Consider the following 17847-nt stretch of genomic DNA (forward strand, 5'->3'; position numbering starts at 1 on the left):
AGTGAACATTACCCTCCCGGTGCCGGCAGGCCAAATCCGATCCCCCCGAACCACGCGTGAGCTGTGGAAACAGGGGCATCGCGCGGATCAGGCGACGGGGACCACGGTGTTGCTGAGTTCGCCGATGCCCTCGATCCGCACGGTGACGGTATCCCCCTCGACGAGCGGGCTAACCCCCGCCGGGGTGCCGGTGAGCACCACGTCGCCGGGCAGCAGAGTCATCACATGCGAGATGTACGACACCAGGCCCGGCACGTCGAAGACCATGTCCTTCGTCCGGCCGAGCTGGCGTACCTCCATCTCCTCCGGGTTGCGGCCCACCTCACACCGGATCTCCAGGTCGGAGACGTCCAGGCCGGTGGTGATCCACGGACCGATCGGGCAGAACGAGTCGAAGCCCTTGGCCCGGGTCCACTGCCCGTCCGAGCGCTGGAGGTCCCGGGCGGTGACGTCGTTGGCGCAGGTGTAGCCGAAGATGGCGCGCTCGGCGGCGGCCCGGTCGGCCCGGCGCGCCCCCGGCGCGCCGATCACCACCGCCAGCTCCGCCTCGTGCTCGACCTGCTTGGAGAAGATCGGCAGCCGGATGGCGTCCCGGGGGCCGATCACCGAGGTGGACGGCTTGAGGAAGAGCAACGGCTCCTTGGGCACCTCGCTGCCGTGCTCGGCGGCGTGTTCGGCGTAGTTGCGACCCACGCAGACCACCTTGCTGGGCAGGATCGGCGAGAGCAGCCGGACGTCGGAGAGGGCCCAGCGGGCCCCACTGAAGGACAGTTGGCCGAACGGATGACCCTCGATCTCGGCGATGGTCAGGCCCTGCAGCCCAGCCTCCGCCTCGCCCTCGACGACCCCGAACGACATTCCCTTGGCATGAGCGAAACGAGCGATACGCACCTGGCCAATCTAGCCCCGTCGACGGGCCTGCCGGCCAGGACCGGCTGCTGGGTGTGCTCAACCCGTCAGGGCGGGGCACCCTACCCGAGGTGGCAACGGCCGGGGCGGACTTCCCGACTTCGTACCCGCACGGAGGGAGCCCGCCCCTAGCGTCGGCTCCGGAGGTTCGTTCGTATGCCTGCATCGACACGACACCACAGAGCCCTCGCAGTGTTCGTGCACTGCCTCGGCATCCTCGCCGCCGTGCCGGCCCTGCCGGCGGCGGCTCCGGAGGCGGCGGCCGCGCCACGACCACCGGCCGTCACGCCACAACCAGCGGCAGCCACGCCACGACCGACGACGGCGGCCACGCCCGGTTCGGCGGCGGCCACGCTGCCACCGGTCACCAGCACGCCGCCACCGGTGGCGGTGGCCGCGCGGGCGCCCACGGCGACCGCGGAGCCAACACCACCCTCGGCCCCACCGGCGGTGGCGCCACCCGCCCGGGTACCGGCGTCGACGCCGCCGCCACCGGTCACGGTGGCGGTCGCCCCGGAGAGCAGCCCGGCGCCGCGGTACCGGATCCACGTGCGCAACGTGGGCAACTCGCCGGTCGACACCACCGTGCGCCAGGAGCTGCCACCCGGCTCGTCGGCCACCTCGATCAGCGCTGGCGGCCGGTCCACCCGGGCCGGCGGGTCCGCCGCAGAGGTGACCTGGCGGTTGAGGCTGCCTGCGCACAGCACCACCACGCTGGGCACCGCGCTCACCGCGACCGCGCCCGGCCAGCCGCTGACCGCGCCGGCCTGCGCGTTCACCAGCGACGGCAGCCGGCCGTACGACTGCGGCACGGCCACCTGGCAGGCGGCAGCGCCACCCCCGGCCAAGGTCACCGAGACACCGCCCTGGCAGCGGATCCCGGTGCTGCTGGCGGGAGCGGCCATCCTGCTGCTGCTCAGCGCCGGTCTGGTCTGGGTGTGGCGACGGCGGCGCGGGCGTCGGGTGACGGCCGCCGCCCTGGCCACCGGCGGCGGGCCAGACGCTGGACGGGGAACGATCTACCCGCGCCCGGCCGCACCCAGCCCGGCGAAGCGCCGGCGTACCCCGCCGGTCTGGTTGCTGGTGGGCGTTGCCGTGGCGGTGCTGGCCGGGGTGATCGGCGCGGCGGGGTGGACGGCGACCCAGCGGGTCGCGGCGATCGACACCCAGAAGCAGCCGACCAGCGGCGCGTGGATGGGCACCGGAGTCTCCGGGCCGGTTGGTGTGCCGCTACGCGAGTCGGCGTTCGAGTTCACCGTGTACGGGATGTCCTGCGGCTCGGCCGGCGCCGCCCGGCCGGCTGACGGGGGCGGTGCGGCTCCGGCCGCCGGTCGACGCTGCCAGGCCACCGTGGGCGTGCGCAACGTCACGGGCGACCACCAGCCCTGGCACGGTCAGCTGCAACGGGCCTACCTGCCCGGGGGACGCTGGGTGAGCACCGACGAGTCGGCCACCAGGGCGGCCAACCTCGGTCGGGACGTCTTCGCCGACCCGATGGCGGCGGGCAGCCGGGTGGTGCTCCCGCTGGTCTTCACCGTCGACGGTCGGGACCCGCCCCGGCAGTTGGAGCTGCGCAGCGGGGTGTTCTCCGCCGGCGTGCGGGTGGACATGCCCTGACCGGCGGGCGGGCGGCGGTCGTACCCTGGGGTCCGTGACCGCCGCCCTCGCCCCCGCCGTGCTCGACGTGGCGACCTGGCAGGCCCGCCGCCGGGCCCACGAGGAGCGGGTGGACGTCTGGCTGACCCCGCACCTGGCCCGCCGACGCCGCGGTGAGCGGCACCCGGTGAACGACTTCCTGTTCACCTACTACTCGCACCGTCCGGCCCAACTGCGTCGCTGGCACCCGGGCGCCGGGGTCGAGCTGCACGGCGCGGATCCGGCCGAGTTCGGCCGGGACTACCGCGCCACCACTGCCGGGGTCACCCTCGACACCGAGGCGGTACGCGCGCGGCGCGGCGAGTCGATCGGCTGGATCCGTTCGCTGCTGGCGGCCACCGCCGGGCGGGCGCCGCATTTCGGCTGCTTCGGGATGCACGAGTGGGCGATGGTCTACCGGCAGACCCGCGAGGAACTGCGGCACAACGCCTGGCCGTTGCGGCTGGACCCGGAACGGACCGCGGCGATCGTCGAGGAGCGGGGCGTGCGGTGCAGCCACTTCGACGCGTTCCGGTTCTTCACCCCGCCGGCCCGGCCGTTGAACCTGCTCACTCCGACCCGGGAGACCCAGCACGCGCACGAGCAACCGGGCTGCTTGCACGCCAACATGGATCTGTACAAGTGGGCGTACAAGCTCTCCCCGCTGGTCAGCTCGGAGCTGGTGGCCGATGCCTTCGCGCTGGCCCGGGAGATCCGCACGCTGGACATGCGGGCCAGCCCGTACGACCTGGCAGCGCTTGGTTGCCCCCCGGTACGGGTGGAGACGCCGGAGGGCCGGGCGGAGTACGCCGCCGCGCAGCGCGGGTTCGCCGACCGGGCCGCCGTGCTGCGCGACCGGCTGCTCGCGGCCGTTCCCGCCTGACCGGGGTCGGCCAGGTCAGCTCGCCGGGCGGGTACGCAGACCGTCGATGAGCAGCGCGACGACCGCGGCCAGGTCGTCGTCGAGGCCCGGCTCGCTCCACTCGGCGCGGTGGGCGGGATGGTGGAACCGGGCGGTGGCCTGCAACAGCGCCCGGCCGGCCACCGCCGGGTCGGGCACGCTGAACTCGCCGGCCGCCACCCCGTCCGCGACGATCAGGCTGAGCTGACCGGCGAGGACCTCCAAATGGTTGGCGACCACGCCCTCGGAGAGCGTGGCGAGCTGGTGGAAGTTGGTGAACAGCTCGGGGTCCTCCCGGGCGATCCGGCGCTTGGTGCCGCTCAGCTCGGCCAGCCAGCGGCGCAGCCGTTGCGGGGCCGGGCCGGGCCCGGTGGCAACCTCGATCAGCGGGGTGGAGACCCGGGCCAACCAGCGGTCGGCGACCGCCTCGCGCAGCGCGGCCTTGCTGGCGAAGTGCCGGTAGACGCTGCCGTGGCTCACGCCCAGCGCGCGGGCGACGTCCAGCACGGTGGCCTTGGCCGGCCCGTACCGGCGCAGCACCTCCTCGGCGGTGTCGAGGATGCGGTCGGCCGTCAGGGCGGTGGCGTCGCTCATCACCCCAGCCTCCCTGACCGCGCGGACGGCCGTGGCGCGGCCCCCGGCCGGCGGTCGCGCCACGGCCGGGCGGTCATGCCCGCTCGCTGTCCAGGAACGCCATCTGCGCCTCGTCGTAGCGCGTGCCGGCTGCCGCGCCGGCCGGGACGGCGGCCTCGATCGCGGCCAGGTCCGCCTCGGTCAGGGTGACCGCCGCAGCGCCCAGGGCCTCGGTGAGCCGGTCCCGGCTGCGGGCACCGATCAGGGGCACGATGCTCTCGCCCCGGGCGAGCACCCAGGCGATGGCGATCTGCGCCACGGTGACCCCCCGGGCCTCGGCGATGGCGCGCAGGGCGTCCACCAGGGCCAGGTTGCGGTCCAGGTTGGCGCCGGAGAACCGGGGCAGGTGGCTCCGGAAGTCGGTGCCTGCGGTCTCCCGCCGCGCCGTCCAGTGGCCGCTGATCAGCCCGCGGGACAGCACCCCGTAGGCGGTGATCCCGACGCCCAGCTCGCGGGCCGTCGGCAGGATCTCGGACTCCGGGTTGCGGGAGATCAGCGAGTACTCGATCTGGAGGTCGGTGATCGGGTGCACGGCGTGCGCCCGGCGCAGCGTCTCCGCGCTCACCTCGGACAGACCGATGTGCCGGATGTGGCCGGCCTTGACCAGCTCGGCCAGGGTGCCCACCACGTCCTCCACCGGCACGTCCGGGGAGAGCCGGGCCGGGCGGTAGATGTCGACGTGGTCGGTGCCGAGCCGGCGCAGGGTGTACGCCAGGAAGTTCTTGATCGCGGCGGGTCGGACGTCGATGCCGTTCCAGCCGCCGTCGGCGTCGCGCAGGGCGCCGAACTTGACGCTGATCACGGCGTTGTCGCGGTTGCGGCCGCGCAGCGCGTCGCGCAGCAGCAGCTCGTTGTGACCCATGCCGTAGAAGTCGCCGGTGTCGAGGAGGGTGATGCCGGCGTCCAGTGCGGCGTGGATGGTGGCGATGCTCTCGGCCTCGTCGGCGGCGCCGTAGAGGTCCGACATGCCCATCAGGCCGAGCCCGAGGGCCGAGACGGCCGGGCCGGTGGTGCCGAGGGTGCGGGTGTCCATGGGGTGTTCCTCTCACCTGGGTTGCCCGGCCAGCGTACATCCTTTGACTGACAGATTCCAGATTCTGTCAGCCGATAGCCCAAGAGGCTCCCGCTCGGACTGGAGATGCGTTGGTGGTCGTTACTCGCCGTCGGTCCGGCGGTCGCGCTTGCGCTGGGACTGACGCTTCTTCTCGGCCAGCCGGCGCTCCTTGGCGCCCCGGGACGGACGGGTCGGCCGGCGCGGCGGTGGCGGGGGCGACGCGGCCTCCCGCAACAACGCGAGCATCCGCTCGCGGGCGGCCTCCCGGTTGGCCAGCTGCGCCCGGTGTTCACTGGCGGCGATCGTCAGCACCCCGTCCACCAGGCGGTTGGCCAGCCGGGCCAGCGCCCGCGACCGGACCGACTCGGGCACGGCCGGAGAGTTGGCCAGGTCGTAGCTCAACTCCACCCGGGAGTCGGCGGTGTTCACGCCCTGCCCACCCGGCCCGGACGAACGGGAGAAGCGTTCCCGCAGCTCCCCGGCAGGGACGACCCACCGGTCGGTCACCCGCAGTCCGTCGTCCACGCCCCGAGGCTAACCCCCACCGGCGTTCCCGGGGTCAGCGGTGCGGCGGTTCACTCTGCGTCGCTGACGGGCTGGGCGCCGGGCCTGCGGTCTCCTCGTCCGAGCCGACCGCGGCGTACGCCACCGCGCCGAAGAGCAGCAGCCCGATCACCGCGGCCTTCACGGCGACCCCGCGGATCAGCAGCCAGGCGCCACGGCGGGCACCCGGCACCGATTTCTTGACGGTCTGGTAATCGCTCCACCCACGCCGCGCGCGGGTGTACGCCGACCCCACTGCACATCCGATGACCAGGCCCACCAGCAGGAGGACCGTGAGAAGAGGACGCTCCACCTCCGCCAGTATCCATACCGAGCGTAATATTTCCATGGCCCGATGCTCTCCGGCCGGATATCCGACACTGCCCGTGATCCCAGCGGCCACCTCCGGGCAGTCCGTGCAGCTCAGCCGCCCTTGCCGATGATCGTGTCGGCGGTCTGCTGCACCTGCTCGATCGGGATGGCGAAACCGATGCCGATTGATCCATTGCCGTCGATGGTGGCGATCGCGGTGTTCACCCCGACCACCTCACCGCGGGCGTTGACCAGCGGCCCGCCCGAGTTACCGGGATTGATGGAGGCGTCGGTCTGCACCGCGCTGTGCCGGTTGTTGCCCAACCGCACCTGACGGTCCAACGCACTGACGATGCCCGCGGTGACCGTCCCGGACAGACCGAGCGGCGAGCCCACCGCGAGCACCGGCTCACCGACCCGGGTCGCCCCCGGCTTGGCCAGCGGCAACGGGGCGAGCCCGGCCGACGGTGGCACCTTCAGCACCGCCAGGTCGCTGCGCGGTTCCCGGCCGACCACCTCGGCGGCGAACCGGCGGCCGTCGGGCAGCTCCACCGTCACCGGTCCGCCACCGCCCTTGGCCAGGATGTGGTCGTTGGTGATCAGGTGCTGCTCGTCGTCCACAGCGAAGCCGGAGCCGGTCGCGGAGCCGCCGTTCGCGCCAGCGAGCACCGACACCACTCCGGGCACGGTTCGCTGGGCGGCGGTGACCAACTCCGCCGGCACCGGGGCGGCGGACGCCGCGGCCTCGCCCGGGACGCCGTCCCGGCTGGCCACCACGCCACCGGCCACCGCCCCGGAGACGGCGGAGAGCGCCACCACCGCCAGCGCGGCGAGCAGGCGGCCCGGCCGCCGCCCGCCAGGCTCCCGGCCGGAACCGGGCGCGTCCCACCACCCGCGCCCGTCCGGGTCGAGCTCCGGCGAGATGAACCAGGGACCGCGCGGTTCGCCCAGTCCGGTCTGCACTGCCATGCGTACTCCTTCCGGTCGAAGTCCGTTGCGCGGCGGGGTCAGGGCAGCCGGGAGAACCAGCGCATCGAGCCGGCGGCGGCGCCCATCGCGAAGACCAGGCCGAGGCCGATGAACCGGGCCGAGACGTCCTGCCGCTCGGTGCGGTAGCCGACCGAGCTGCCGATGTCGTCGTAGACGGCGCGCAGCTCTTCGGTGGTGCTGGCCTCGTGGAACATGCCGCCGGTCTCGTCGGCGACCGCCTTGAGGGTCTGCCCGTCGACCGGCACCTGGATCGGCCGCCCGCCCCTGTCCACGAACCCGGACGGGGTGCCGAAGGAGATGGCGTGCACCGGCACCTCCGCCGCCACCGCGTCCGCCGCCGCCTCCATCGGATCCATCCCGGAGGTGTTCGCCCCGTCGGAGAGCAGGATGATCCGGGCCGGCGGCGGCTCCTTCGCGGCCTGGCTGTCCAAGCCCTTGACCGCACCGAGCGAGGTGTTGATGGCCTCGCCGATGGCGGTGCCCTGCACCCCGGTCACCCCCTCGGCGAGCCGGCCGATCCCGTCCTCCAGGGCGTCCCGGTCGGTGCCGGGTGGCACCAGCACGGCCGCGCTGCCGGCGAACGCGACCAGACCCACGTTGAACTCGTCGGGCAGACCCTCGACGAAGCGCCGGGCCGCCTGCTTGGCCGCGGCCAGCCGGTCCGGCTCCACGTCGGTGGCGAGCATGGAGGTGGACACGTCGACGGCCACCATCACCGTCGCCCGTTCCCGGGGCACCTGGACCTCGGCGGTGGGCCGGGCGAAGCCGACCACCAGCAGCGCCAGCATGGCCAGGAACAGCCCGGCCGGTACGTGCCGGCGCCAGGCCGGCCGCTCCGGCGCCACCCGGTCCAGCAGTCGCAGGTTGGTGAAGCGGACCGCGTACCGGCTGCGTCTGCGCTGCATCACCAGGTACGCGACGACCAGGGCGAGCACGCCGAGCAGCAGCCAGAGCCGCAGCGGCGACTGCCAGATCACGCGGCACCTCCCCGGGCGACACCGGCCGGCGCGGCGGCCAGCCGGCGCTGGGCGTGCACGTGCCGGACGATGTCCGCACTCCAGTCCCGGTCGGTGCGCAGCGCCAGGTGGGTGGCCGCACTGCGGCGCAGCGCCTGGTGGACCTGGTCACGCTGGGCGGCTGCGGCCTCGGCGTACCGCTCCCGCAGCCGACGGTCCGATGTGCACACCTCCCGGCGGCGGCCGGTCTCCGGGTCGACCAGGGTGATCAGGCCGACGTCCGGCAGCTCCAGCTCACGCGGGTCGGTCACCTCGATCGCCAGCACCTGGTGCCGGGCGGCCAGCCGGCGCAGGGTCCGTTCCCAGGGCGGCGGCTCACCGGGGTCGTCGGGCAGGCCGTCGAGGAAGTCGGAGACCACCACGACCAGACCGCGTCGGTTGGCGACCCGGTGCAGCGCGGCGAGCCCGTCGGTCAGCTCCGGCGGCCCGACCGGCACCGACACCCCCACCGACGGCATCCGCCCGGGCCGGTCGTCGGGCCCGGTGGCGCGCGGGGCGGCCAGTAGCGCGCGGAGCAGACCGAGCAGATGGGTACGCCCAGTCCGGGCCGGAAAGCGGCGTACCCCGTCGGCGCGCAGCACCTGAGCACCGAGCCGGTTGCCGACACCGGCGGTCAGGAAGCCGATCGCAGCGACCGCGGCGACCGCCAACTCCCGTTTGTCCAGGTCGGCGGTGCCGAACTCCATGCTGGCGCTGGCGTCGACCAACAGCCAGGTGGTCAGTTCACGGTCGGCGTCGACCTGCCGGACGTGCGGCACGGCGGTTCGGGCCGTCACCGCCCAGTCCATCCGGCGGACCTCGTCCTCGCCCGGCCGGTACTCCCGACTGCCGGCGGGTTCGCTGCCCGGCCCGGGCAGCAGGCCGCGGTACTGGCCGTGCAGCAGGCCGTTCAGCCGGCGGGTGACGGTCAGCTCCAGGCGGCGCAGCCGCTGGTCCGGAGCCAGTTCGGCCAGGCCGGGGTCCGCCGGCACAGCGACCGGCGTGGTGCTCGCGCGCCTCATGCCGCGGCCAGATCCTGGGTCTGCTGCGGATGCCCGGTGGCCATCCTGGGCGGTGGCACCGCCTCCACCAGCCGGCGGACCACGGTCTCGGCCGACACCCCGTCGGCCACGGCGTCGAAGGAGAGCACCAGCCGGTGGGCGAGGACGTCCACGGCCAGTTCGCGGACGTCCTCGGGCAGCACGTACTCCCGCCCACGCAGCAGTGCCTGTGCCCGGGCGGCCGCGACGAGGCCGAGGGTGGCGCGTGGACTGGCCCCGTACGCGAGCAGCGGCGCGAGCTCCTGCAACCCGAACCGGCCCGGATCACGGGTGGCGAGGATGAGCCGGACCACGTACTCGGCCAACGCGTGGTGGACGAAGACCCGCTCCGCCCGGGCCTGGAGGTCCAGCAGCCGTTGCGCGTCGAGCACCCGGCGCGGGCTCGGCCGGTCGGTGCTCATCCGGTAGAGGATGGCCAGTTCGTCGGCGTCGCTCGGGTAGTCCACCACCACCTTCATCAGGAACCGGTCCCGCTGCGCCTCCGGGAGCTGGTAGACCCCCTCGGATTCGATCGGGTTCTGGGTGGCCAGCACCAGGAACGGCGCCGGGACCGGCCAGCTCCGCCCGCCGATGGAGACCTGCCGCTCGGCCATCGCCTCCAGCAGCGCCGACTGGACCTTGGCCGGGGCTCGGTTGATCTCGTCGGCCAGCACCAGGTTGGCCATGATCGGGCCGAGCTCGATGTCGAAGGTCTCCTTGGAGGCCCGGTAGATCCGGGTGCCGACGATGTCCGAGGGAACCAGGTCCGGAGTGAACTGGATCCGGGAGAAGGTGCCGCCGACCACGGTGGCGAGGGTCTGCGCGGCCAGCGTCTTGGCCACGCCGGGGACTCCCTCCAGGAGGCAGTGGCCATTGGCGACCAGGGCGGTGAGCAGGCGCTCGACGAGCCGATCCTGCCCCACGATCACGCGTTTGACCTCGAAGAGGGTCTGTTCCAGCTCGACGCCGGTCGGCTCGGGATCGACCGAGCTGGGCATGCTGGCCAGGGTGTCCGAGATGTCCGTCACGGTGCTTGCTTCCCGGGCGGCGGCCCGGCAAACGTCGGATTATCGGCGCCGAAGCCTCCGAGGTGGGCGGGGTCGGGATGAACTGCCCGGTCGGGGGACAACATCCCGGGATGGCATGAGCCACGCGACGTGCCGCAGACCGGACGCCGTCAGCCCCGACCGGTGGCGGTCGCTGTTGATCGACTCGGTGTCGGCGATATCGCGGTGTCCCGGTGCGGGGATGCCCCGATGTCGGTGATCTGGAGTTGACCATCGCCATGAACCGGCGGCTGCAGGACGAACCGGGTGCCGGCCCCGCGTGGGGCCGGCACCCGTGCCGTCAGGCGGTGTGGATGACCAGGTGGAAGCCCAGGTCGACCGGGGTACCGGCCGAGTTGCGGGTCTGGATGAAGACCGCGTTCGGTGTGCTCAGCCGCGGTGCGACCGAGATCTCGCCGCCCGCCGGGACGCAGCAGGCGTCACCGCGGCCGAGGGTGGCCACGAAGACACCAGCGGTGACGGTGTAACCGACCTGGACCTCGTACTGGCCGGGGCCGTACTTGATCACGGTGCCGACGCCGCGCACCTTGGTGCCGTTGGCGTTGACGACGACGATGCTGGTGGTCGCGATGAGCGTCGAGTTGGCCTTCAGCGCGGCGCGGGCCTTGCGGGCGGATTCCGCCGTCACCGGCGGCTGGGCGTTCGTGCCGCGCGCAGCCGGCTGGACGGCCTCCTGCGTCGCCTTCGCCGACGGCTGTGCGACGGCGATGCCCCCACCGGCCAGGCTGAGCGCCAGAACGGCGAACGTAATCGCTGCCGCCTTGCGTCGGAAAGATGTTTTCATGACAGGTCCCCCTTGTGTGACCGTGCGGATTCGGCCGACCCGCGGGGCGGGACGGATGACTGCCTATAAATAGGTGGACGACGACAATGGGACCGGAAAAAGGTCTCTCACGCGCACCTGGTGAGGTTGATTTCTCAACGATCGAGATCCGGCCTGAGCTGGGCTTACTACTCAGAGTTGCGTCGTTTAGGCCAGGTGGAACGTAGCATCGCAAAAAGCTGAGCGTCAATAGTTGATCTGACCTTAGGGAGTTGTCGGCCAGCCGTCAGATAATTGTGAAATGTGAGCGGATAACAGTTCACGAAATGGCGCGACGAGTTCCGCTAGGCTGACCGCCGTGATCGTCGACGCTCCCCCCGGTCCGACCCGACGCCGCGCCGACCGGCTCGGCACGGTGCTCTGCTGGTTGGTGGTCGTCCCGACGACCGCCTGGGCCGCCGCCCGGCTGGCCGGCCTGGACCGGGGGCCGCTGGTGCAGGCGCTCGCCTTCACCCCGTACGTCGCGGGCTGGAGTGTGCTGGCCCTGGCCCTCACCCTCGCGCTGCGGCGCTGGTGGCCGGCGGCGATCGCGGCGCTGACCGCGGTGGCGCTGCTCGGCGTGGTCGCACCCCGGGCACTGGCCGCCCCGCAGCCGGCGGCGGGTGGGCCGACCGTGCGGCTGCTCACCGCCAACCTGCTCGCCGGCTCCGCCGACCCGCGGACGCTGGTCGAACTGGTCCGGCAGCATCGGGTGGACGTGCTCACCGTGCAGGAGTTCACCCCGGACGCGCAGGCCGCCCTGGACCGGCTCGGCCTCGACCAACTGCTGCCCCACCGCCAGCTCAACCCGCAGATCGGCACACCCGGGTCCGGGCTCTACTCGCGGTGGCCGATCACCGACGCCGGCATCCGGCACAACCTCGAAGGGTGGGGCTTCAGTCAGGCGTACGGCACGCTGGTCGTGCCCGGCGCGCCCCCGGTCCGCGTCGAGTCGGCCCACCCCTCGGCGCCGTACGCGCTGGACCAGGTCGACGCCTGGCGTACCGACCTGGCCGCGCAGCCACCGGCCACCCCGGACGGTGGCCTGCGGATCCTTGCCGGGGACTTCAACGCCACCCTCGACCACAGCCCGCTGCGAGCCCTGCTGCACACCGGCTACGTCGACGCCGCGGACGCCTCCGGGGAGGGGCTGACCGGCACCTGGGGCCCGTACGACGGCGACCTCATCCCGCCGGTCACCATCGACCACGTGCTGGTGGATCGCCGTATCGCGGTCCGCTCCGTCACGGTGCTCACCCTCCCCGCCACCGACCACCGACCCGTGCTGGCCACCCTCGCCCTCCCCACCCCCTGACCGCCCGCCCGCGATCCGGGGGCCGGCGTGGGTCAGACGGTGGTGGGGGCCAGGCCGTAGGTGAGGGCGTCCACGAGGGCGTGCCAGCTGGCCTCGACCACGTTGTGGTGCACGCCCACGGTGGTCCAGTCCCGGCCGTTGCCGTCGGCGGTCTCCAGCAGCACCCGGGTGACCGCGCCGGTGCCGTGGCTGCCCTCCAGGATGCGCACCTTGTAGTCGGCCAGCTCGAAGTCGCGCAGTTGCGGGTAGTGCCGCGTCAACCCCACTCGCAACGCCTCGTCCAGGGCGTTGACCGGGCCGTTGCCCTCGGCGGTCGCGATCACCCGCTCGCCGCGTACCCGGATCTTGACGGTCGCCTCGGAGACGACCGCGCCGTCCTCGCGGTGCTCGACCAACACCCGGTACGACTCCAGGGTGAACGGCCGGGCCGGCCGGCCCTCCGGCAGCTCGGAGCGGACCAGCAGCTCGAAGGAGGCGTCCGCGGCCTCGAAGGACCAGCCGCCCGCCTCCAACTCCTTGACCCGGTTGGTGACCCGGGTCAGGGCCTCCGGACGGCCGGCCAGATCCAGGCCCAGCTCACGGCTCTTGAGCTCGACGCTGGCCCGGCCGGCCATCTCGGTCACCAGGATCCGCATGTCGTTGCCCACCACCGACGGGTCCACGTGGTTGTAGAGCAACGGGTCGACCTTGATCGCGCTCGCGTGCAGCCCCGCCTTGTGAGCGAAAGCGGCGGCCCCGGCGTACGCCTGGTGGGTGTCGGGGGCGATGTTGGCGATCTCGGCGATGGCGTGCGAGACCCGCACCATCTGTTCCAGGCAGCCCTCCGGTAGGACCGGCATGCCCAGCTTGAGTTGGAGGTTGGCGACCACCGCGAAGAGGTCGGCGTTACCGGGGCGTTCGCCATACCCGTTGGCGGTGCCCTGGACGTGGCGGACGCCCGCCTCCACGGCGGCGATCGTGTTGGCGACCGCGCAGGCGGTGTCGTTCTGCGCGTGCATGCCGAGCAGCCCGGCGTCGACCCCGAGCCGTTGGGTCAGGTCGACGATCGCGGCGGTCACCTGGGAAGGCAGCATGCCTCCGTTGGTGTCGCAGAGCACCATCCGCTCGGCGCCAGCGGCCAGCGCGGTCTGCACCACGGCCGCGCCGTACGCCGGGTCGTGGCGGTAGCCGTCGAAGAAGTGTTCGCCGTCGACGAAGACCCGGCGGCCCTCGGCCACGAGGTGGGTGACCGTGTCGTGGATCATCGCCAGGTTCTCCGCGCCGGTGGTGCGCAACGCGCGCTCGACGTGCCGGATGTCGGCCTTGGCGACCAGCGCCACCGCCGGGGTCTGCGCGTCCAGCAGGCCGCGTACCTGGGGGTCGTCGGTGACCGCGACGCCGGCCTTGCGGGTGGCGCCGAACGCGACCAACACGGCGTGCCGCAGGTTGAGTTCGCTGCGCGCCCGGCGGAAGAACTCGGTGTCCTTGGGCACCGCGCCCGGCCAGCCGCCCTCGATGAAGCCGACGCCGAACTCGTCGAGCAACCGGGCCACCGCCAGCTTGTCGACCACCGAGTAGGTGAGCCCTTCGCGCTGGGCGCCGTCGCGCAACGTCGTGTCGAAGACCTGGAACGTCATCAGGATCCTTTCTGGGAGCAACAAAAAGACCTCCCGCGGGTGCGGGAGGTCTGCGCGCTCGGCGGAGGGGAGGGCCGGCGCGCTAGGTCGCAATAATCAGGGCGGTGCTGGTCACGATCACTACTGTGCCACCCCGCTCCTGTATTTGGGAGGAATAACCCACATGGCGGGACGCCGACGCAGGGTCGGTACGCCCCGACGGGCCGACGCCGCACCTGCGGTGTCGACCCCTCACCGTTTCCGGACCCCGGCGGCCGGGTAGCTCCTGCGGGGACGCACCCACCGACGCCGAGACGATCGGCGACAGTCAGGAGTGAACGGCATGGACAGGATCGATCCGCACGCCACCCACGCCGGGCCGGACCCGCTGCGCGGCGGCGACCAGGGCGCTGTGCCCGGCGGCGCGCCGGCCGGCACCTTCGACCCCTGGCGCTACCGGGATCAGGCCGGGGTGGCCGACGCCGACCTGGTCGGCTACAAGGTCGAGGCCATCGACGGCGGGATCGGCAAGATCGACAGCGCCAGCGACGAGGTGGACGGCAGCTACCTGGTGGTGGACACCGGCCCGTGGATCTTCGGCAAGAAGGTGATGCTGCCGGCCGGCACGGTCAACCAGGTCGACCACGACCAGCGCACCGTCTCCGTCGACCGGACCCGCGACCAGATCAAGGCCGCCCCGGAGTACGACGAGACCAGCCACAGCGACCCGAGCTACCGGGATCGGCTGGGCGGCTACTACGACGAGACGTACGGCGCACTCCCGCCCGGCACCGCACGGTAGCCGAACGGACCCGACGGCCGGTGGGGCACTGCCCCACCGGCCGTTACCGTGGCAGCGTGGACGCCATCGACGACAACCGACACATCTCGCTGCCCGCGACCTTCAACTTCCGCGACGTCGGTGGCTACGCCGGCCACGACGACCGGACCGTGTGCCGGGGCCGGCTCTACCGCTCCGACTCGCTGCACCGCCTCGACGAGCAGGACCGGGACGCGTTTGCCGCAATCGGCATCCGCACCGTCATCGACCTCCGTCGCCCGCAGGAGGTGGACCGGGACGGCCGGGTGCCGGCGTACCCGGGGCTGACCTACCGGCACATCCACCCGGAGCACGCGGACTGGGCCGGGCAGCCGCACGAGGAGGGTGCCAGCCTGGCCCGCTACCTCGCGGACCGGTACGCCGACCTGGCGCAGACCGGCACCGCCGGCCTGGCCGAGGCGGTGGGGCTGATCGCGGACTCCGCCAACGCCCCGGTGGTGGTGCACTGCGTGGCGGGCAAGGACCGCACCGGCATCGTCTGCGCGCTGACCCTTGCCGTGCTGGGCGTCGACGACGCCGACATCGTCTCGGACTACGCGCTGAGCGCGGAGGCGTCGGCCCGGTACAGCGCCTGGCTGGCCGCCACCACCACCAGCGGCAGGGTGGACGTGCCGGCACCGTTCCTGGCCTCGCCCGCCGAGGCGATGGAGATCTTCCTGGCCGAGCTGCGCGCGGGGCACGGCTCGGTCGAGGGGTACCTGCGCCACGCCGGGGTCACCGAGGCGCAGCTCACCGCCCTCCGCGACCACCTGCTCGACTAGCCCGCCGGTCGTCGGGGGCGATACCGCACGGTCATGGTGATGCCCGTGCGGTATCGCCCTCCGAACCGACCGTGTCGACCCGGCCGCGCCCACCCGTCCAGCCGGACCGGTGGGCGCGTGCGGGCGTCAGAGGACCCGGTGCACCCAGCCCTGCGGGTCGGCAGCCTTGCCCCGCTGGATGTCGACCAGCTGCTGGCGCAGCGCCATGGTGACCCGGCCGGGCTCACCGCCGCCGATCAGGAACTCGCCGTCCGGGAAGCGGACCCCGCCGATCGGGGTGATCACCGCGGCGGTGCCGCAGGCGAAGACCTCGCGGAGCCGGCCGCTGGCCGCGTCGGCCTGCCAGTCGGCGAACGTGACCGGCCGCTCCTCGACCCGGTGCCCGGCCGCGCCGGCCAGCGTGATGATCGCGTCCCGGGTGATACCCGGCAGGATCGTGCCGGTCAGCGGCGGGGTGACCACGGTGTCGTCGTCGTAGACGAAGAAGACGTTCATGCCGCCGAGCTCGTCGACGAACCGGCGCTCCACCGCGTCCAGGAAGACCACCTGGTCGCAGCCGGCCTCGATGGCCTCCGCCTGGGCCGCGAGTGACGCGGCGTAGTTGCCGCCGCACTTGGCCGCGCCGGTGCCGCCGGGCGCGGCCCGGGTGTAGTCCGGCGACACCCAGACGGTGACCGGCTTGATCCCGCCGGTGAAGTACGCGCCGACCGGCGAAGCGATCACCAGGTAGAGGTACTCGTTGGCCGGGCGGACGCCGAGGAAGACCTCGCTGGCATACATGAACGGCCGCAGGTAGAGGCTGCCGTCCTCGCCGGTCGGGATCCAGTCCCGGTCGACCTCGATGAGCTTGTGCAGCGAGTCGACGAAGACCTCGGGCGGTAGCGCCGGCATCGCCATCCGCTGCGCCGAGGTGGCGAACCGGGCGGCGTTGGCGTCCGGCCGGAACATCGTCACGCCACCGTCGGCGGTCCGGTACGCCTTCAACCCCTCGAAGATCTCCTGCGCGTAGTGCAGCACCGCGCTGGCCGGGTCCATCGGAATCGGCGCGCGCGCCTCCACCCGGGCGTCGTACCAGCCCTTGCCGTCGGCGTACCGGACGGTGACCATGTGGTCGGTGAAGACCCGGCCGAACCCGGGATTGACCAGCAGGGCGGCCCGGTCGGCGGCGGATACCGGCGCGGGATTCGGACGGATCTCGAAGTCGAGCTTGTCACCACCGCTCATCGCGCTGACCTCCCTGCGGGACAACGGCATGCGGGACCGCACACCGACATGGCTGTGCCAGAAACTTACCCCGAACGGTCGTTCAGCGGGTAGCGCCGCTCGGGGGCATAGGGAACCCCGGATGGCCCCTCGTCGGACCGACTGGCGGGTGGCGGGTCGGCCCCGGGGCGAGTCAGGCTACGGCGTGCGCGGCGAGCCGGTCGCCGACCTCGGCGGTACGCAGCGTCACGCCCGGGGTCCGGCCGGCAAGCTCGGCGGCAACCGCCGCGTTGACCCGGGTCGCGGCCTCGGCGTGCCCGAGCTGCTCCAGCAGCAGCGCGGCGGAGAGCACCGCGGCGACCGGGTCGGCGATGCCCTGCCCGGCGATGTCCGGCGCCGAGCCGTGCACCGGCTCGAACATGGAGGGGTACGCCCCCTCGGGGTTGATGCAGCCGCTGGCGGCCAACCCGATCCCGCCGGTGACCGCCGCGGCGATGTCGGTGAGGATGTCGCCGAACAGGTTGTCGGTGACCACCACGTCATAGCGCTGCGGCTGGGTGACCAGGAACATCGCGGCCGCGTCGACGTGCTGGTACTCGGTGGCGATGTCCGGGTGCTCGGCGGCGACCGCGTCGAAGGTACGCGCCCACAGCGACCCGGCGTGGGTGAGCACATTGGTCTTGTGCACCAGGGTGACCTTGCGCCGCTCCCGGCGACCGGCCCGGGCGAACGCGTCGCGGATCACCCGCTCCACGCCGTGCCGGGTGTTCAGGCTCTCCTCGGTGGCGACCTCGGCGGGGGTGTCCCGGTGCAGGGAACCGCCGGCCCCGGCGTAGAGACCCTCGGTGCCCTCGCGCACCACGACCAGGTCGACCTCGCCCGGCTTCACGTTGCCCAGCGGGCCGGCGACCCCGGGCCAGAGCCGCGACGGGCGCAGGTTGACGTACTGGTCGAAGGCGAACCGGAGCTTGAGCAGCAGGCCCCGCTCCAGCACTCCCGACGGAACGGTCGGGTCACCGACCGCGCCGAGCAGGATCGCGTCGTGCCCGGCCAGCTCGGCCAGGACCGAGTCGGGCAGCACCTCTCCGGTACGGTGCCAGCGGGCCGCTCCGAGGTCGTACTCGGTGGCCTGCACGCCGGGCAGCACGGCGTCGAGGACCTTGCGGGCCTGCGCGACCACCTCGGGCCCGATGCCGTCCCCGGCCACCACCGCGATCCGCGTCACGCCCGCACTCCTCTGTTCGACTGTCC

18 protein-coding genes are annotated in these 17847 nt (G+C 73.0%); 5 read left to right on the top strand and 13 right to left on the bottom strand.

The window, feature by feature from the left end; genetic code table 11:
• Window positions 1–87: 87 nt before the first annotated feature.
• Window positions 88–891, bottom strand: a complete 804-nt coding sequence (locus OG990_RS22820; RefSeq protein ID WP_328424428.1) for a fumarylacetoacetate hydrolase family protein — start codon at window positions 889–891, stop codon at window positions 88–90.
• A gap of 174 nt (window positions 892–1065) precedes the next feature.
• Between OG990_RS22820 and OG990_RS22825 the strand changes: the two genes are divergently transcribed.
• On the top strand, window positions 1066–2526 hold the full coding sequence (locus tag OG990_RS22825; RefSeq protein ID WP_406077086.1) for a hypothetical protein: 1461 nt from the start codon (window positions 1066–1068) through the stop codon (window positions 2524–2526).
• A gap of 34 nt (window positions 2527–2560) precedes the next feature.
• Window positions 2561–3427: a 3-methyladenine DNA glycosylase gene (locus tag OG990_RS22830; protein ID WP_406077087.1), complete on the top strand. Its 867-nt coding sequence runs from the start codon at window positions 2561–2563 to the stop codon at window positions 3425–3427.
• A 15-nt stretch (window positions 3428–3442) separates the two neighbouring features.
• Here the strand turns inward: OG990_RS22830 and OG990_RS22835 are convergent, their stop codons facing one another.
• The 9 genes from OG990_RS22835 to OG990_RS22875 form a co-directional block, all read right to left on the bottom strand.
• On the bottom strand, window positions 3443–4039 hold the full coding sequence (locus tag OG990_RS22835; RefSeq protein WP_328424418.1) for a TetR family transcriptional regulator: 597 nt from the start codon (window positions 4037–4039) through the stop codon (window positions 3443–3445).
• Window positions 4040–4112: 73 nt separating this feature from the next.
• Entirely contained in the window at window positions 4113–5111 is a 999-nt protein-coding gene (locus OG990_RS22840; protein WP_406077088.1) for an aldo/keto reductase, read from the bottom strand.
• 120 nt (window positions 5112–5231) lie between these two features.
• Window positions 5232–5657, bottom strand: coding sequence for an alternative ribosome rescue aminoacyl-tRNA hydrolase ArfB (gene arfB / locus OG990_RS22845; RefSeq protein WP_328424414.1), 426 nt, complete (start codon window positions 5655–5657; stop codon window positions 5232–5234).
• A 34-nt stretch (window positions 5658–5691) separates the two neighbouring features.
• Window positions 5692–5988, bottom strand: coding sequence for a hypothetical protein (locus tag OG990_RS22850; protein WP_355606091.1), 297 nt, complete (start codon window positions 5986–5988; stop codon window positions 5692–5694).
• A gap of 110 nt (window positions 5989–6098) precedes the next feature.
• Window positions 6099–6956 (bottom strand): trypsin-like peptidase domain-containing protein, encoded by an 858-nt coding sequence (locus tag OG990_RS22855; RefSeq protein WP_355606094.1) that lies wholly within the window; start codon window positions 6954–6956, stop codon window positions 6099–6101.
• Window positions 6957–6994: 38 nt separating this feature from the next.
• Complete coding sequence (locus OG990_RS22860; RefSeq protein ID WP_355606097.1) at window positions 6995–7954, bottom strand: VWA domain-containing protein; 960 nt, start codon at window positions 7952–7954, stop codon at window positions 6995–6997.
• Window positions 7951–8964 carry a DUF58 domain-containing protein gene (locus tag OG990_RS22865; protein WP_328426341.1) on the bottom strand — a complete coding sequence of 338 codons (1014 nt, stop codon included), beginning with the start codon at window positions 8962–8964 and terminating at the stop codon, window positions 7951–7953. Before OG990_RS22865 ends, OG990_RS22860 begins: the two co-directional genes overlap by 4 nt.
• Before the next feature lie 26 nt (window positions 8965–8990).
• Window positions 8991–10040: an AAA family ATPase gene (locus tag OG990_RS22870; RefSeq protein WP_406077089.1), complete on the bottom strand. Its 1050-nt coding sequence runs from the start codon at window positions 10038–10040 to the stop codon at window positions 8991–8993.
• A 319-nt stretch (window positions 10041–10359) separates the two neighbouring features.
• Entirely contained in the window at window positions 10360–10863 is a 504-nt protein-coding gene (locus tag OG990_RS22875; protein WP_406077090.1) for a hypothetical protein, read from the bottom strand.
• A 394-nt stretch (window positions 10864–11257) separates the two neighbouring features.
• Here OG990_RS22875 and OG990_RS22880 point away from each other — a divergent pair, with 394 nt between their 5' ends.
• Window positions 11258–12196, top strand: coding sequence for an endonuclease/exonuclease/phosphatase family protein (locus tag OG990_RS22880; RefSeq protein WP_406081853.1), 939 nt, complete (start codon window positions 11258–11260; stop codon window positions 12194–12196).
• A 32-nt stretch (window positions 12197–12228) separates the two neighbouring features.
• On the opposite strand, the gene cimA is transcribed toward OG990_RS22880, so the two are convergent.
• Window positions 12229–13812 carry a citramalate synthase gene (gene cimA / locus OG990_RS22885; RefSeq protein ID WP_406077091.1) on the bottom strand — a complete coding sequence of 528 codons (1584 nt, stop codon included), beginning with the start codon at window positions 13810–13812 and terminating at the stop codon, window positions 12229–12231.
• A 322-nt stretch (window positions 13813–14134) separates the two neighbouring features.
• On the opposite strand from cimA, the gene OG990_RS22890 reads away from it, so the two are divergent.
• Together OG990_RS22890 and OG990_RS22895 are read left to right on the top strand one after the other, a co-directional pair.
• Window positions 14135–14593 (top strand): PRC-barrel domain containing protein, encoded by a 459-nt coding sequence (locus OG990_RS22890; RefSeq protein ID WP_406077092.1) that lies wholly within the window; start codon window positions 14135–14137, stop codon window positions 14591–14593.
• A 56-nt stretch (window positions 14594–14649) separates the two neighbouring features.
• Window positions 14650–15393, top strand: coding sequence for a tyrosine-protein phosphatase (locus OG990_RS22895; protein ID WP_406077093.1), 744 nt, complete (start codon window positions 14650–14652; stop codon window positions 15391–15393).
• 126 nt (window positions 15394–15519) lie between these two features.
• Here OG990_RS22895 and OG990_RS22900 read toward each other — a convergent pair whose 3' ends face one another.
• The gene (locus OG990_RS22900; RefSeq protein ID WP_406077094.1) at window positions 15520–16617 is read right to left on the bottom strand and encodes a branched-chain amino acid aminotransferase; all 1098 of its coding nucleotides are present in this window, start codon (window positions 16615–16617) and stop codon (window positions 15520–15522) included.
• Between the two features lie 172 nt (window positions 16618–16789).
• Window positions 16790–17821: a 3-isopropylmalate dehydrogenase gene (locus OG990_RS22905; protein ID WP_386989866.1), complete on the bottom strand. Its 1032-nt coding sequence runs from the start codon at window positions 17819–17821 to the stop codon at window positions 16790–16792.
• Window positions 17822–17847: the final 26 nt, after the last annotated feature.

Origin of the sequence: Micromonospora sp. NBC_00858, assembly GCF_045207365.1 — a bacterium.
In the GTDB taxonomy this organism is placed as follows: Bacteria; Actinomycetota; Actinomycetes; order Mycobacteriales; family Micromonosporaceae; genus Micromonospora.